Source organism: Citrobacter sedlakii, from assembly GCF_018128425.1.
Taxonomy (GTDB): domain Bacteria; phylum Pseudomonadota; class Gammaproteobacteria; order Enterobacterales; family Enterobacteriaceae; genus Citrobacter_A; species Citrobacter_A sedlakii.
In genome coordinates this window covers 524,578-540,954 of record NZ_CP071070.1, presented here as the reverse complement: position 1 = coordinate 540,954, position 16,377 = coordinate 524,578, and the positions used below count along the sequence as shown (strand labels likewise).

The following is a 16,377-nucleotide window of genomic DNA, read 5'->3' as shown; positions in this document are numbered from 1 at the left end:
GATTCACTGACTTGCTGCCCCGACGCTACGTGAATGATTCGGGGTACAGAGAATATCGCCAAACCCAATCACAAAAAAACCGGAGTCTGCGCTCCGGTTTTGTCTTTTCTGGCTACGGTTCGCTTACTTGTTAACGAACTCTTCGCCAAGCTGAATGTCTTTCTTCAGCGTGTCCAGCATGCCTTCCAGCGCGTTCTGTTCGAATGCGCTCAGTTTGCCGATAGACTGGCGTTCTTCCACGCCGTTTTTACCCAGCAGCAGCGGCTGAGAGAAGAAACGCGCATACTGGCCATCACCTTCAACGTAGGCACATTCCACCACGCCTTTTTCGCCCTGCAACGCGCGAACCAGAGACAGGCCAAAACGTGCCGCCGCCTGGCCCATCGACAGGGTTGCGGAACCGCCACCGGCTTTTGCTTCAACCACTTCAGTACCCGCGTTCTGGATACGTTTGGTCAGGTCAGCCACTTCCTGCTCGGTAAAGTTCACGCCCGGGATCTGCGACAGCAGCGGCAGAATCGTCACGCCAGAGTGTCCGCCAATTACCGGAACTTCAACGTCGGTTGGCAGCTTGCCTTTCAATTCCGCGACAAAGGTGTTGGAGCGGATGATGTCCAGCGTGGTGACGCCAAACAGTTTGTTCTTATCGTAAACGCCCGCTTTTTTCAGCACTTCAGCGGCGATAGCCACGGTGGTGTTCACCGGGTTGGTGATGATACCGATGCAGGCTTTCGGACAGGTGGTCGCGATCTGCTGAACCAGGTTCTTAACGATACCTGCGTTAACGTTAAACAGGTCGGAACGGTCCATGCCCGGCTTACGTGCAACGCCTGCGGAGATCAGCACCACGTCAGCGCCTTCGAGCGCCGGGGTCGCGTCTTCACCGGAGAAGCCTTTGATTTTCACAGCAGTTGGGATATGGCTCAGATCAACGGCCACACCGGGAGTCACTGGAGCGATGTCGTACAGGGAGAGTTCTGAACCTGAAGGCAGTTGGGTTTTTAACAGTAGTGCAAGCGCCTGGCCGATGCCGCCAGCTGCGCCGAGGACTGCGACTTTCATCCTAAACTCCTTATTATATTGATAAACTAAGTGTTTGTTGCTCCGCGGCGGCGACCATAATCCACAAATACGATGAATACAATCACTCATACTCAATTATGTGTAGTCACGCGAATTTAGCTTTTATGCATTTAATTTACGTAATACGAGGACGCCAGCGCAGTCGAGCAACTTTCCAACAGGTGGTGACAATATACCCTACTGCCCGACCAAAACAACATCATTTTGATAACAATTAATTTACTTTTAAGCTTATTTGCGAGGCGTGACACAGGCATGTTTCTTGATAACGAAATTTGATAAAATTCCGCTCTTTCATAACATTATTTCAGCCTTCACTAAGGCAGACTGTTTGCATAAAAATTCATCTGTATGCATAATAATGTTGTTTCCATCCTCATACTACGGGTGACTTATGCGAAGCTCCGCTAAGCAAGAAGAGTTAGTTAAAGCGTTTAAAGCGCTGCTCAAAGAAGAAAAATTCAGTTCCCAGGGCGAAATCGTCCTCGCGTTGCAGGATCAGGGCTTTGATAATATCAACCAGTCCAAAGTATCCCGCATGTTGACCAAGTTCGGCGCGGTACGCACCCGCAACGCGAAAATGGAGATGGTTTACTGCCTGCCGGCTGAACTCGGCGTCCCCACGACCTCCAGTCCGCTGAAGAATCTGGTGCTGGACATCGACTATAACGATGCGGTGGTGGTAATCCACACCAGTCCTGGCGCCGCGCAGCTGATCGCGCGCCTGCTGGACTCGCTCGGTAAAGCCGAAGGTATCCTTGGCACCATCGCCGGTGATGACACTATCTTCACCACGCCGGCGAACGGCTTTACGGTGAAAGATCTGTACGAAGCCATTCTGGAGCTGTTCGAGCAAGAGCTTTAATCTCCTTCACCCCGCTGCGTTTCGCGGCGGGGAAAACCCGGCCACACCTCAATTCACCCGCTTTTCTGCTGCATCTGATTTAACAGTTAGTGCCTTTTACTGCCTAAAGACATTCACATAGTGAATACATCTCCGCTAAAACGCACAAATCGCCAAATTATATAATGTATTGATTTTATTGAAAAAGACACTAAATGCCTGCATTTTTAATGACGCATTGTTATAAAAATGTCGTTTTTAATCACTGACAAAGCAGCGAAACAGTTAGCGTGGTATTAATTTATCGCGTTATTAGTGTATACTCAGTTCTGTGATGAGGGTCACGAAACGAAGACCCCCAATAATAAAATTCGACGAGGTACTTATCATGAAAATCAAAACTACTGTTGCAGCATTAAGCGTTCTCTCTGTTCTTTCTTTCGGCGCTTTCGCCGCAGATTCGATTACCGCAGAACAAGCACAAAATCGCGAAGCAATGGGTTCTATCTCCGTAAGTGCGATCGGCTCAAACCCGATGGACATGCATGAAATGCTGAACAAAAAAGCCGAAGAAAAAGGCGCATCAGCGTATCAGATCACTGAAGCCCGCAGCGGTGACAACTGGCATGCCACTGCCGAACTGTACAAATAAACCCTCGTCGTCTAGTCCGACGACCTTGCCCCCGACTGTCGGGGGCTTTTTTATGCCTTAATGACGGACGTTGAAGCGCAACTGCCCTTCCAGCTCTTCTTCCGCTTCATCAAACAGCAGAATCAGCGCGCCATAGCGTCTGCGCAGCTTGTCGGGGAGATGCACAAACTCGATCTCCAGCGGCAGCGGCAGCTTTTCGCTCATAACGATATCCCACAGCGCATCGAGATCGTTCACGTTTTCGCTGGCGAGGCCAAACATCCGGGTAAATTCACGATAAAAATCGTTCTGATCCTCAATTTCATCAAAATCAAATGTATAGATGTTCATTTGTCGCCACCTTCCCGACGCCACCTCACTTACAGGCCGCCAATGTGCAGGGTTTTCACTTCCAGGAATTCGTCCAGCCCCAGCACCGATCCTTCACGTCCCAACCCTGACTCTTTCACGCCGCCAAACGGCCCCAGCTCGGTGGAAACAGCACATTCGTTAATGCCGATCATGCCGCTTTCAATGGCCTGCGAGACGCGGAAAACCCGCTGCAGGTTTTGCGTATAGAAGTAGGCGGCGAGACCAAACGGCGTGTTATTCGCTCGCTGAATGACCTCGTCTTCGCTGGTAAAACGGAAGCAGGCGGCAACCGGCCCAAAAGTCTCCTCGCTGGCCAGCTTCATGCCATCACTGCACTCCCCCAGCACCGTCGGTAGCCAGAAGTTACCGCCAGACGGATGCGCCTTGCCGCCCGCCAACACCTTCGCGCCTTTCGCCACTGCATCGTCGACGTGCTCACGCACTTTGTCGACCGCAGACGGCTCTATGAGCGGCCCAACCACTACGCCTTCGTCCAATCCGTTGCCGACCTTCAGCGCCTGTACTGCGTCCGCCAGCCTGCGGGTAAATTCGTCGTAGACGTTCTCCTGAATATAGAAACGGTTGACGCTCACGCATACCTGACCGGCATTGCGGAATTTATTGGCGATCGCACCCTGCACGGCGGCATTGATATCGGCATCGTCAAATACGATATAAGGCGCGTTGCCGCCCAGCTCCATCGAGACCTTTTTCATCGTTTCCGCCGCGTTTCGCACCAGCGTTTTCCCGACGGCAGTGGAACCGGTAAAGGAGATTTTGCGCACTTCATGGCTGGCCATAATCGCGTCGCTGATCTCCTGCGTATTGCCCGCCACGGCGTTGAGGACGCCATCCGGTACGCCCGCTTTCTTCGCCAGGGTAAGCAGCGCAAAGGCGCTTAGCGGTGTGTTATTGGCGGGTTTAATCACGCCGGTGCAGCCAGCGGCCAGCGCCGGGCCAAGTTTTCGCGTCAACATCGCCATCGGGAAGTTCCACGGGGTTATGGCCGCCACCACCCCCACCGGTTCACGGGTCGCCAGAATGCGCGATCCGGGTTTGACCGGCGGAATAATTTCACCGTTAGCGCGTTTAGCCTGCTCCGCAAACCACTGGATAAAGCTGGCGGCGTACTCCACTTCGCCTTCCGCTTCTTTCAGCGGTTTCCCCTGTTCGGTGGTCATTAACTGGGCCAGCCAACGTTTATTCTCAATAATCAATTCGTACCAACGGTACAAAATAGCCGAGCGCGCTTTCGCCGTTTTCGCTCGCCAGGCGGGAAACGCTTTGCTGGCGGCGGCAATCGCCTCCTCGGTCTGCTGTTTACCCGCTTTGGCGACCTTCGCGATTATCTCGCCGGTGGCCGGGTTCAGGACATCAAAGGTGGTATCCAGCGTTTTCCACAATCCATCAACCAGATATCCCGTCTGGAAAAGTTCGTTCTCCTGGAGCGTTTGCATGGTGTTTCTCCTTTCGATGTCATGGTTTTGCGCACATCGAATAAGTATAGCCATAAAAAAACCGACGCTTTTGGCGTCGGTTTCAGGTCAGCTATCGGTGAGCGCATGTTGATACTTGTGTAGCATGCCGGTCAGACGTTTTACCGGCTCGGTCACCTGCGGCGGCGCTTCCCAGACTCGCAGTTTTTCCTGATAGACGTTCAGCTCCTCCAGCAATTGCGCGAAGTAGCGTCGACGCTTATCGTCATTGCTGGCCGATATTACGTGATCCGCTGTACGGCGCAGCTGGCGGTGAAACGCTGACAGATCCTCGTTGACTGGAACAGGCGCGTCGCGCAGGCGCTGATGCGCAATGATCATCGTCAGGGCAAGACGGAATTTCGGCAGGTCGCCAGGAAATTTGTTCATCAACAAAAACAACTGCTGATAAAGCGCCGGAAGATGATTCTCTTTACGACGCACCACGTTGGTGGTCATCGCCGAGACCGCCGCAGAGACAAACTGGTTCAGCAGCACACGCCCGGTACGGGCGCGGGAGTTATCACGCACCAACAGGATAACCAGGAACGCCAGCACGCAGCCGACAATTTGCCCTAACGCGCTGTCGAGAAACTGACTGAAATGGAAGGTCATCGGGTTGTCCAGTACGATAATGTTAATGGTACTGGCAAGCGCACCCATCGATCCCAGCCGCCGCTTCTGTACTTCGATCCCGAGAAAGAACCCCAACACCGCAAGGCTCAGACACAGCAGCAACATGCTTTGCTGGGTATTAGGCAGGATCACCAGAAAGTAAAACGCCCCCAACGGCAGCGCCGCGAGCGTCCCGTAGATAAAATCGATCCCCACCATCCGCGGATTCGGCAAACGCATGGCGAGCGAGGTCACCACCGCGATCATGACCATTGCCCCGTTGCCGGAGGTCCAGCCGGTCCACAGCCAGAACAGGCTGCCCAGTACGCAGGAAATCGTGGTACGCCAGAAGTTGACCATCGCATGATGACGCTCGGCGGATTCCACTTTCACCACCGGCTCGCCCTCCAGGATCTCCTCCTCGGTACCGCTAATTTTGGTATTACCGATTACTCCCCGTTTAAGCAGCAGATAGCGCGTCGCCGCCCCGGCCCAGGTGTACAAGGTCACCGGCGTTTCGCGCTCGCCGGTCCACGCAATCACCCGACGCAGGCGTTTAAGCTGTTTATGCACGTCCTGCGCCGTTTCAACGGGCATATCGAAGAACTCCCGGAACGTATCGGTGATCGCTTCCGGTCGCGTATTCTGAATCAAATAGGTTTCGCAGGACTGAGTCACCATGGTCAGCGAAAGCGTGTTAATCGCCTTCAGACGGCGGTTGGCAAGCGCCCAACGCGATGATTCCATGTTCAGGTTACTGCGCATTCCCTCCAGCGCGGCGGTTCGCCGCACCAGATCGCCCCAGGCCTGATCCACTTCTTCGCTGTCGCCATGTTTGATACACAGCTGCATCAATTGGTACTGCGCGACCAGCAGGCTGTCCAGTTCGCGATCCACTTCCTGTTTGATGGATCGCGGAGAAAACAGAAGATCCGCCATGATGGCGCAGACAATCCCGATGACGATTTCGCTACATCGTTCAACGGCGAACTGCGGCGTCAACAGCGGTTCCGGCTGAATGGTGATAACGATAATCAGGGCGGTATAGCCCGACAATCCCCAGGCATAGGAGTTTTCGATACGCACCAGCGACGATACCCAGGTGCAAAACCCCGCCCAGATACAGCACACCATAATCATCAGCAGCGGCGCGCGGATCATCGTCGTGATGATCACCAGGGCGGCAATACAACCGATGAAAGTCCCAATAATACGCAGCATCCCGCGATAGCGGATAGCGCCGGAATAGGGTTCGCCGCCAGCGGCGAAAGCCGGTCCCGCTGCGACGATAGCCGCGGTCAGAACGGCCCAGCGCGGCGTCTCAAGCTGAAAATGAAAGCCAACAAACAGCGCCAGTACGATGGCGCATGCCAGTTTAACCGCAAAGCGGATGTGCTGGTTGGCAATGGAAAAAATACCCATCGCGATTAACCAAACTCGCGCAGACGGTGCGCCATTTTACGGAAGAACGAGTCGTTGTTGGCGTCGCGATCCTGCTTACCGGTGACAACCACGGTGGCGGTCGTCCCGGCAGGCCACAGGTTCTCCTGCTGATCGTCAAGACGAATACGCACCGGCACGCGCTGCGCCAGACGGACCCATTCAAGGTTAGAATCGATGGTGGCCATACCTTTGTCGTCACGCGTGCTGCTGGCGTTGGTCACCCCCGCCGCCACGCTGTCCACCGTACCTTTCAGCACCGTGTTGCTGCCCAGCGGGGTGATCTCGGCGCGGTAACCCGGACGCACGCCTTCCAGTTTGGTCTCTTCCATATAGGCCAGCACGTAGAACGAGTTTTGCTTCACCAGCGCCACAGCGGTGGAGCCGCGGGTAATAAATTCGCCAGTATAAACGTTAAGGTTAGTGACCCAGCCGTCGGCCGGAGCGCGGATCACGGTACGCTCAAGATCTAATTTTGCCAGGTCGCGGGTCGCCTGCGCTTTCGCAAGCTGATGTAAGACGGTTTGCAGAACGTTATTGGCCTGGTCGATTTCCTCTCGTGACATCGCCTGTACGCCAAGACGGTTACGGCGGCTGGCCTCCTGACGTTTTTCCTGCGACAGCACCCGGTAATAGGCAACGTCGGCTTCTGCTTCTTCAAGCGCTTTCTTGTAGCGCGGCTGGTCAATGGTAAACAGCACCTGATCTTTCTTTACCAGCTGGTTATCATGCACATTCACGTTAGTGATCAGCCCGGAAACATCGGGCGCAATGGCGACCACGTCGGCGCTGAAGCGCGCGTCACGCGTCCACGGTGATTCGGTGTAATAGACCCAGGCGCGAAAAATAGCGATGAACGCCAGGATGACCAGAACGAGGGTAATGGCCGTACGGGAGAGTTTTCTTGTTAGTGTTTTCACTTCAACCTCAAACGAACAGGCGCGATATTAAGTAAAAGAGACAGCAATACAGCGCGGTATTGAACAGAGCCGGATGCCAGACAAAATCATAGATGCCCGTGGGCACAAGCACCCGGCGCACCAGCCAGAAAATCGCCAGTGACAGAAGCAATTCGAAAAATATCGGTGGGAAGGACAGACCAAACACCACGATAACGGGAAACAGACTCATGTTGACCTTGATTTTTTAGAGAGTGCAGGCGATACAGTTTTTAGCCGTGTCGCCGCGGAGAAGGGCAAGGAAAGCCAGGCGAGAGCGACGCAGCCGTTATTTGAATAATAATATATTAACGTAACTGTTATGCTGTTATCTATAATATGTGATCTAAATCACTTTTAAGCCAGAGTGAATAATGGAACGATTAAAACGGATGTCGGTGTTTGCCAAAGTCGTGGAATTTGGCTCCTTCACCGCCGCGGCCAGACAGCTACAAATGAGCGTTTCATCCATCAGCCAGACGGTTGCAAAACTGGAAGATGAACTGCAGGTTAAACTGCTCAACCGCAGTACGCGCAGCATTGGGCTGACTGAAGCCGGAAAAATTTACTACCAGGGCTGCCGTCGAATGCTCCATGAAGTGCAGGATGTTCACGAGCAGCTTTACGCGTTTAACAATACCCCTATCGGCACGTTGCGGATCGGCTGTTCTTCAACGATGGCACAAAATGTCCTCGCCGGACTGACCGCAAAAATGCTGAAAGAGTACCCCGGCCTGACGGTAAATCTGGTCACCGGTATTCCCGCACCCGACCTGATTGCTGACGGCCTGGACGTGGTGATCCGCGTGGGCGCGTTACAGGATTCCAGTCTGTTTTCCCGCCGCCTGGGGGCGATGCCAATGGTGGTTTGCGCCGCCAAACGCTATCTCGCGCAGTATGGCATACCGGAGAAGCCAGCCGACCTCGCAAACCACTCATGGCTGGAGTACAGCGTCCGTCCGGACAATGAGTTTGAGCTGATCGCGCCAGAAGGGATTTCAACCCGTCTGATCCCGCAGGGACGCTTTGTCACCAACGATCCGATGACCCTGAGTCGCTGGCTGACCGCCGGTGCGGGCGTCGCCTACGTCCCGTTGATGTGGGTGATCAACGAGATTAACCGCGGAGAGCTGGAGATCTTATTACCGCGTTATCAGTCCGATCCGCGTCCGGTTTATGCCTTGTATACCGAAAAAGATAAGCTGCCGCTGAAAGTGCAGGTCGTGATTAACTACCTGACCGATTATTTTGTCGATGTATCGCAGCTGTTTCAGGGAATGTACGGTCGGGGAAAAGAGAAAAGCTAAATTGCCCGATGGCGCAGTCGCTTATCGGGCACGCAGGAACACAACACGCCAGGCCGGATAACTCGCAACGTGCGGCCATCCGGCACGGCAGACCCGCGACTTACGCGGTGCCGCCGACGGTCAGGTTATCCACCTTCAACGTCGGCTGACCGACGCCCACCGGCAGGCTCTGTCCTTCTTTGCCGCAGACGCCGACGCCGTTGTCCAGCTTCAGGTCATTACCCACCATAGAGATCTGCTGCATCGCTTCGATCCCGGAACCAATCAGCGTTGCGCCTTTTACCGGTTTGGTCACTTTACCGTTTTCAATGAGATAGGCTTCCGAAGTCGAGAAGACAAACTTACCAGAAGTGATATCCACCTGACCACCGCCAAAGTTTGGCGCGTAGATGCCATATTCGACGGATTCAATGATCTCCTGCGGGGTGGATTTCCCCGGCAACATATAGGTGTTGGTCATGCGCGGCATCGGCAGATGTGCGTAAGACTCACGACGACCGTTTCCGGTTGGCGCAACGCCCATTAAGCGCGCATTCAGCTTATCCTGCATGTAACCTTTCAGAATGCCGTTTTCGATGAGCACGTTGTACTGGCCCGGCGTGCCTTCATCGTCAATCGCGACAGAACCACGACGATCGACCATCGTGCCGTCATCCACCACCGTACAGAGTTCAGAAGCGACCAGCTCGCCGACCTGTCCACTGAACACCGACGTACCACGACGGTTAAAGTCGCCTTCCAGTCCGTGGCCTACCGCTTCATGGAGCAGCACGCCCGGCCAGCCCGCGCCAAGCACCACCGGCAACGTGCCTGCCGGCGCGGCGACGGCGGAGAGATTAACCAGCGCCATACGTACCGCTTCTTTCGCCCATGCGTCTGCGCGAACCTCCCCGTCCAGATCCGCAAGGAACCAGTCATAGCCGAAACGACCGCCGCCGCCGCTGGCGCCGCGCTCGCGTTTACCGTCTTCTTCCACCTGTACGCTAACGGAAAGACGCACCAGCGGACGCACATCCGCCGCCAGCGTTCCGTCCGTTGCCGCCACAAGGATCAGTTCATAGACGCCGGTCAGGCTCGCGGTGACTTCCTGCACGCGCGTATCAGCGTCTCGCGCCACGCTATCGACACGACGCAGGATATCGAGCTTCTCCTCACGGGTCATGCTCTGGAGCGGGTCCACTGAGGTATAAAGCGCGGAGTGTTCCACTGCGCCCAGCGTTTTCACTTTCCCGTCGCCGCTGTCTCTGACAATGGTGCGCGCAGCCTGTGCGCTCTGGCTCAGCGCCTGCAGGCTGATCTGGTCAGCATACGCAAACCCGGTTTTTTCGCCGCTGATCGCCCGTACGCCCACGCCCTGGTCAATATTGTAAGAACCATCCTTAATGATGCGATCTTCTAAAACCCAGGATTCGTGATAGCTCGACTGAAAATAGAGATCGCCGTAATCGAGACGGCGTTCGGCCAGTTGGCCCAAAATGGCAAACAGATCCTGATGTTTCAGGCCGTTTGCTGCCAGCAATTGTTCACTTACCAGGTTCAGACTCATCGTTTTGCTACTCGTTAGTTGCTGCGTAGGAGAGCGCTATGCTAAAAAATTTACGCCGGATGGCGCTGCGTTTATGCGGCCTACGGAAACGTCATAATGTAGGCCGCTACGTTACCCTCCGGCAAGACTATGTACTGAGAGTGGGGTAATTCCGCGTCGCCGTCAAATCATTGCGTTTTTTCTTTCCGCGGCTGGCGCAGAACTTCGTTGATCTGCGGTTGATCGACCGGACCAGTGATGCGATAGCGCAGAATCGACACTTTGTTCCACAGCGGCCCAAGCACCTTACTGGCGGCAAATACCGCCGCGCCGACGATCGGGTTGACCGCAAACGCGGCAGCCACGCCCACCGTGGCAGAGATTTCCGGCGCCACGACCGCTTCAATGTCCAGTTCGCGTCGCACCAGATTAACCGATCCTTTCATAGCGATATCCGCTTCCAGGCCGTCCACCAGCGTATCATCGGTATGCAACACGCCGTCTTTAATCCACGCGGTACTGCGGATCGAATCAAAGTAGAACCCTTCGCTAAAGGTGTCGCTAAAATCAAAGCGCAGTTTACGCAGCAGCGCGTCTACGCTGAGCAAGCGCAGGAGCTGCCCGGCGTGGCCGGTGCTTAAGTCGGTGATTTCCCCTTTGCCCAGACGGGTACGAATAATCCCGTTGAGTGAGGCTTCATCTGGTTGCCACGGCGGATTGCGCCAGTGCAGATCGTAATCGACATTAAACGACGCGTTGCGCATCGGCGTGGTCACGCCAAAGAAGCCTGCCGCCGCATCAATCTTGTTGCCGCGCAGTTTGCCTTTAATCGAAGTGCGTTCGCGGCCAGGCGCGTTGACCCACTGGCCGTCCGCGGTGAGCCGGGCAAAGCCGGTGTCCAGCAACCCGTTGCTCAGGTTCAGCGTATCGCCGTTGATCGCCAGATCGGCATCGATGCGTCCATACTTCTGCCCCCATAACCAGCATTCGCTACAGCGCAGCTGCATGTCAGGCCAGCCGCGGAAACTGACGCGATCTACAGTGGCAAACGGCGTCGCGGGAGCGTCGTTTTTTTCTGCAGGTTTCGCTGTGGACGGGTTGTAATAAAGGTATTTGATATTCGCCAGCCACGGCGCGTTATTGCGCATCGCCAGCGTCGCATTGATCTCTCGCCCCTGCGCTTCAACGGTCGTTCCGTTCAGCGCTGGCTGCGAAACAATGCTCATGTTGTTCCACTGTTGACCGCCCAGCGTCAGCGCTGGCGTACGCAGGGTAATGCGCTGAGGAAACTTCGCGCTGCTGGTCACGTTATCCGCCGCACCTTTCTGGAATAACGCCAGCCATTCGGCGCCATCCAACGCGGGCAGATTAAGTTCGATACCTTCCTGTTCGGGCAGTGGCGGTGTGGTTCGACTTTCCGCCGTCCAGATGGCGCGGTCCAGGGTAAGCTTCTGACCCAGCAGCCAGCGGCTGTTGAAATGGTTCTCTTTGTCTGCGTTGCCGGTGAGGGCAAAGCTACGCAGGTCGCCGTTAGCGGTAATGTTAACGGGTAACGGTTCACCGGCTTTTTTATTCAGCGGCGCAGGTAAGCGACTACTTACATTTTTAAGATCGCCGTTCAACTCAACGTGGTAATGCGCGCCTGAACGATACGGCAGGTCAATCCCTACCTTTCCCTTCCACGCCACGCTGCCACCGAGCGCGTCATTCACCTGAGCAGGCAATACACCGGTACGGGTGGGCTGCCAGTTACCGTTGAGGTTCACCGCGACCTGATACGCTTTTGCTCCCTGGGTCGTGGAGAAATCGACGTTCAACGGTTGATTAAACCAGTTCGCCGTCATCGGCCCACTGTTGAGATCGCCATTGGTAAAGCTGAATTTACCGCTAAGGTTTTTCAGGGTGCTGTCGATCGGTTTTATCAACAGACTGTTGTCGCGCAACGTGACGTCGCCTTTCGCCGTTACCAGCTCGCCGTCGAGGGGAATATCCAGATGTAAGCGAGCATTCACATCGCCGCCAATTTGCAACTGCTCAAGAGCGGCGCCGAGCGACTCTTTAAGCGGCGTACCGTCAAAATACGGCCCCACTGCGTCGCCAGGCCCAGTGATATCGGCATCAATCAACAGTTTTTCTTTCGAATAGTCGGGGATGACCGCTGTCAGATTGGAGGCTTTTACACCACCTAAATCGACACCGTCGGTTTTCATCCACAAGCCGTCGTTAAGGAAATCCAGCTCGATATCCAGATTGGTTAGCGCAGGCCAGTCCGGCTGGAAAGCGAATTTGGCGTTACGCAGCGGCACCAGCACTTCAAACTGGCCTTCGTTATGTTTATAAGGGAACAGATGGGGGTTTCCGCCATAGACCAGCGTCGCGTTATCCGCTTCACCGCCCTGAATCGCCCCGCTGAGATAGTCCACCAGCGCTTTACCCATCAGGTTTTCCGGAAAATACCGCCAGGCCTGGGAGCCGTCGTCGGTGCTGATACCCGCCAGAATGCCCAGCCACGGCTCGTCGCCTGCGGGTTGCAGATAGCGGAAACCGCCGCGGGCATGTACCGCTTTGGCTTTAACGTCGATATCGCGCCCATCCAGTTGAAAACCTTTCTCATTCTTCAGCCAGTGCAGGGTCGCTACGCCATCTTCAATTTCTAACGGCGCGCGGAAAACCGTTTCATACGGCATTTTCGCCTGCTTCATAGCGGCGGTTAGCCGACCATCCTCAACGCTTCCTGAAAGGGTCCCGGAAAAATGCTCTGCTCCCGGCAACAGCTTCCACTGCTTCCACGCCAGATCGCGCCATGCAGCCTGAAAACGGGTCTTTTCGGTCGCATCAAGGGGGATATCCAGCGCCAGCGTGTCAATCGTTCCGCTCGGCTGCGTCGCCTGCCAGACTTCACCAAGCGCAGGCGAGAGCTTCGCCGCCACGGGGCGCAGCCCATCAAGGCCGGCTAAATCAAGATGGCTGGCGCGAATGCGTAGCTCGTCGCTACGTTTACCGTCCGCGCCGCCCACGTCCTGCTCAGGGATCCAGGCAAGCTGCAGTGCGCCGCTCGGCCAGCGCTTGCCGTCCATGGAGATGCGGGTATCTGGAATGGCGAACTGCCAACCGGGCTGTTCGCGACTGATATGCGCCGTCAGGTTATCGACTGCAAGCGTGTGGGTCGTGTTTTCGCCTTTCCAGCTCGCGCCGCCCTTTTTCAGCCAGACGTCGCCGCCAGCGATCTCTCCCTTGCTGATGTTCATCCAGCCCTCAAGACTAAAGCGCGCGGTTTCCAGCGCCACGTTGTCCTGCATCCATCGCCCCAACCACGGCTTGACGTCAATGTCGTCCGCCTGCAACCAGACGCGGCCATTATTCAGCAGTCCATCATCGTCGCGCAGGTCCATACGGACCTGCATTACGCCATGTTGACCGGTCAGGCTCGACAGGCTGACCTGCCCCTCCGCGCGGTGACGGTTTCGGCTGTTAAGCCAGGTCAACTGGGGGATAGCCAACTGGGCGCGCTGGCCTGAAAGGGTCAGAAAGCTAATCTGGCTGTCGCGGAGATCGAAGTGATCGAACTGACGCAGAAAAAGATCGCTGATGCGTCCCGCTTCAGGGGTATCCGCGTCTCCGCTACGTTGAATGGGGGTATTGGTGCGTAGGTTCAGTTGCCAGAACGTCAGATCGCGAAACTGCCAGCGCATATGCAGCAAACTTTGCCAGACATCCAGCGCCAGGGTGACGCGCTTCACCGCGAACTCGCCGCCGTCAGTTAGCTGTACGCGGATGTCCCGCGCTTCCAGCGTCGGACCAAAATTTTGCCAACTGGCGGTAAGCTGGCTGGCCTCCGTCGGTAAACCGGTCGCGGATTCGAACTTGGCGAGGATGGCAGGACGCCAGCTGTTGAGATGCGGCAGGGCCAGGCGCAGGCCACTGACCAGCAGCGCTACGATGACGACGAGCGCGGCTCCAGTGAGCAGTAATATCCCCGGCAATCGCCTCACGCGTCTCTCCTTGTCTGCCTGAAAGTGGCTCGCAAACTGCAAGCAAAGGGTGCCAGATGGCGGCGTGAACGCGTGATCTGGCCTACGTAAATGATTACATCATTACGACGTCGAACTGCTCCTGGTTATAGAGCGGTTCGATTTGCACTTTAACCTGTTTGCCAACAAAAATTTCCACTTCCGCCAGCGCGTGCGACTCCTCCCCTTTCAGGGCCTCCGCGACCGCCGGAGAAGCATAAACCAGGAAACGGTCGGAATCGTATGCATGATGCACGCGTACGATCTCACGCATAATTTCATAACACACGGTTTCCACCGTTTTCACCGTACCGCGACCGTGACAGGTTGGACACTCGTTGCAGAGCACATGTTCCACGCTTTCACGCGTGCGTTTGCGCGTCATTTCCACCAGTCCCAACTGTGAAAAGCCATTGATGCTGGTTTTCACACGGTCTTTGCTCAGCGCCTGCTCCAGAGAATGCAGAACCCGACGGCGGTGATCGTCATTATTCATATCGATAAAGTCGATGATAATAATGCCGCCCAGATTGCGCAGGCGAAGCTGGCGGGCAATGGCCTGCGTTGCTTCGATATTGGTGTTAAAAATGGTGTCGTCGAGATTGCGATGGCCGACAAAAGCGCCGGTATTGATATCAACGGTCGTCATCGCTTCGGTCTGATCGATAATCAGATAACCGCCGGACTTCAGCTCAACCTTGCGCTCCAGCGCCCGCTGGATCTCATTTTCCACATCAAAGAGATCAAAAATCGGCTGACGCCCGCTGTAATGCTCCAGCTTGCTGGTCATTTCCGGAATGTACTCGGCGGTAAACTCCAGCAGAGCCTCGTAGGTCAGACGGGAATCCACGCGAATGCGATCCAACTGCGCATCGGCAAAATCACGCAATACGCGCTGCGCCAGCGCCAGTTCGCCGTACATCTGATACCGCGTCTGCGGACGCTTTTTGCGCTCCATGACTTTCGTCCAGACACGCTTGAGGTAGGCGGCATCGGAAGCCAGATCGTCTTCACATACGCCTTCTGCCGCGGTGCGAATGATAAATCCACCCTGCTCGTCGCAATATTCCGCCACCACCTTTTTCAGTCTTTCGCGTTCGGCTTCGCTTTCAATACGCTGAGACACCCCAACGTGTGACGCGCCGGGCATAAAGACCAGATAACGGGAAGGCAGGGTGATGTCGGTGGTCAGACGCGCGCCTTTGGTGCCGAGGGGATCTTTCACCACCTGCACCATCAGATCCTGTCCCTGACGCACCAGTTCGGAAATGTCCCGTACGGTAAACTGTTTCTGCTCATCGCCCGCCACGCATTCGGTATGCGGCATGATGTCAGAAGCATGAAGAAATGCGGCTTTATCCAGCCCAATATCTACAAAAGCCGCCTGCATACCCGGCAGTACGCGACTTACCCGACCTTTGTAGATATTGCCTACGATTCCCCGTCGCGCCTCACGCTCAATGTGAATCTCCTGGAGGATCCCGCCGTCGATATACGCCACACGCGTTTCCGATGGCGTTACGTTTACCAACAATTCAGCCGTCATGTTTATCCCTTTTCTCACGCAGTGAGTTAAAATTGCTTAGCAACTCATACGTTTCAACCAGCGGTAAGCCGACTACGGCGTGATAGCTGCCATTTATCTTCCTGACAAAACAGCCACCCAGCCCCTGAATACCGTATGCACCTGCTTTATCCATCGGTTCACCGCTGGCGATATAGTCAGCGATATCCGCATCCGACAACGCTCTGAACGTCACGTCGGTCACCACCAGACAGTCGAGCACGTACTGACTGTCGGCCAGCGCCACGGCGGTCATCACCTGGTGCGTCTGCCCGGATAGCTTACGCAGCATTGTCGCGGCGTGTTCTGCATCGCGCGGTTTCTCTAAAACTTCACCATGAAGGATGACGATCGTGTCCGCCCCCAGCACCGGCAAATCGCGCGGGGTCTGCGTCACGCCTGCCTGTGCTTTTTCACGCGCCAGCCGAGAGACATACTGCTGCGCGCTTTCCCCTGCGCCGCGCATCTCTTCGATACCGGTAACGATACGCTCGAACGCAACGCCCAATTGGGTGAGCAGTTCCTGGCGGCGGGGTGAACCGGAAGCTAAGTATAGAGACGTCATAGAAACCT

Annotated in this window: 13 protein-coding genes; 3 read left to right on the top strand and 10 right to left on the bottom strand. The window is 55.5% G+C overall.

From position 1 onward, the window contains the following. Positions 1-123 precede the first annotated feature (123 nt). Positions 124-1,062 (bottom strand): malate dehydrogenase, encoded by a 939-nt coding sequence (gene mdh / locus JY391_RS02630; RefSeq protein ID WP_211935186.1) that lies wholly within the window; start codon positions 1,060-1,062, stop codon positions 124-126. Between the two features lie 415 nt (positions 1,063-1,477). On the opposite strand from mdh, the gene argR reads away from it, so the two are divergent. Beyond that, a complete protein-coding gene (argR, locus tag JY391_RS02625; protein WP_012135369.1) occupies positions 1,478-1,948 on the top strand; it encodes a transcriptional regulator ArgR in 471 nt (156 codons plus the stop codon). 367 nt (positions 1,949-2,315) lie between these two features. Continuing rightward, positions 2,316-2,579 (top strand): peroxide/acid stress response protein YhcN, encoded by a 264-nt coding sequence (yhcN, locus tag JY391_RS02620; protein WP_042291961.1) that lies wholly within the window; start codon positions 2,316-2,318, stop codon positions 2,577-2,579. A 57-nt stretch (positions 2,580-2,636) separates the two neighbouring features. Here the strand turns inward: yhcN and JY391_RS02615 are convergent, their stop codons facing one another. The 5 genes from JY391_RS02615 to aaeX all read right to left on the bottom strand — a co-directional run bounded on the left by JY391_RS02615 (position 2,637) and on the right by aaeX (position 7,591). Continuing rightward, positions 2,637-2,909 carry a barstar family protein gene (locus JY391_RS02615; RefSeq protein WP_042291964.1) on the bottom strand — a complete coding sequence of 91 codons (273 nt, stop codon included), beginning with the start codon at positions 2,907-2,909 and terminating at the stop codon, positions 2,637-2,639. Between the two features lie 29 nt (positions 2,910-2,938). Further along, complete coding sequence (locus JY391_RS02610) at positions 2,939-4,387, bottom strand: NAD-dependent succinate-semialdehyde dehydrogenase (protein WP_042291967.1); 1,449 nt, start codon at positions 4,385-4,387, stop codon at positions 2,939-2,941. 87 nt (positions 4,388-4,474) lie between these two features. Beyond that, positions 4,475-6,442, bottom strand: a complete 1,968-nt coding sequence (aaeB, locus tag JY391_RS02605; protein ID WP_042291969.1) for a p-hydroxybenzoic acid efflux pump subunit AaeB — start codon at positions 6,440-6,442, stop codon at positions 4,475-4,477. A gap of 5 nt (positions 6,443-6,447) precedes the next feature. Then, positions 6,448-7,380: a p-hydroxybenzoic acid efflux pump subunit AaeA gene (aaeA, locus tag JY391_RS02600; protein ID WP_060571045.1), complete on the bottom strand. Its 933-nt coding sequence runs from the start codon at positions 7,378-7,380 to the stop codon at positions 6,448-6,450. A gap of 7 nt (positions 7,381-7,387) precedes the next feature. Next, entirely contained in the window at positions 7,388-7,591 is a 204-nt protein-coding gene (gene aaeX, locus JY391_RS02595; RefSeq protein WP_000051841.1) for a p-hydroxybenzoic acid efflux pump operon protein AaeX, read from the bottom strand. A 181-nt stretch (positions 7,592-7,772) separates the two neighbouring features. Between aaeX and aaeR the strand changes: the two genes are divergently transcribed. Beyond that, complete coding sequence (aaeR, locus tag JY391_RS02590) at positions 7,773-8,705, top strand: HTH-type transcriptional activator AaeR (RefSeq protein ID WP_211935185.1); 933 nt, start codon at positions 7,773-7,775, stop codon at positions 8,703-8,705. Positions 8,706-8,805: 100 nt separating this feature from the next. On the opposite strand, the gene tldD is transcribed toward aaeR, so the two are convergent. From tldD to JY391_RS02570, 4 genes are all read right to left on the bottom strand, one after another. Continuing rightward, positions 8,806-10,251, bottom strand: coding sequence for a metalloprotease TldD (gene tldD, locus JY391_RS02585; RefSeq protein WP_042291977.1), 1,446 nt, complete (start codon positions 10,249-10,251; stop codon positions 8,806-8,808). Between the two features lie 167 nt (positions 10,252-10,418). Next, complete coding sequence (gene yhdP / locus JY391_RS02580; protein ID WP_211935184.1) at positions 10,419-14,222, bottom strand: AsmA2 domain-containing protein YhdP; 3,804 nt, start codon at positions 14,220-14,222, stop codon at positions 10,419-10,421. Positions 14,223-14,316: 94 nt separating this feature from the next. After that, positions 14,317-15,786, bottom strand: coding sequence for a ribonuclease G (gene rng, locus JY391_RS02575; protein WP_042291983.1), 1,470 nt, complete (start codon positions 15,784-15,786; stop codon positions 14,317-14,319). After that, positions 15,776-16,369 carry a Maf family protein gene (locus JY391_RS02570; protein ID WP_042291984.1) on the bottom strand — a complete coding sequence of 198 codons (594 nt, stop codon included), beginning with the start codon at positions 16,367-16,369 and terminating at the stop codon, positions 15,776-15,778. Before JY391_RS02570 ends, rng begins: the two co-directional genes overlap by 11 nt. Between the last annotated feature and the right edge of the window lie 8 nt (positions 16,370-16,377).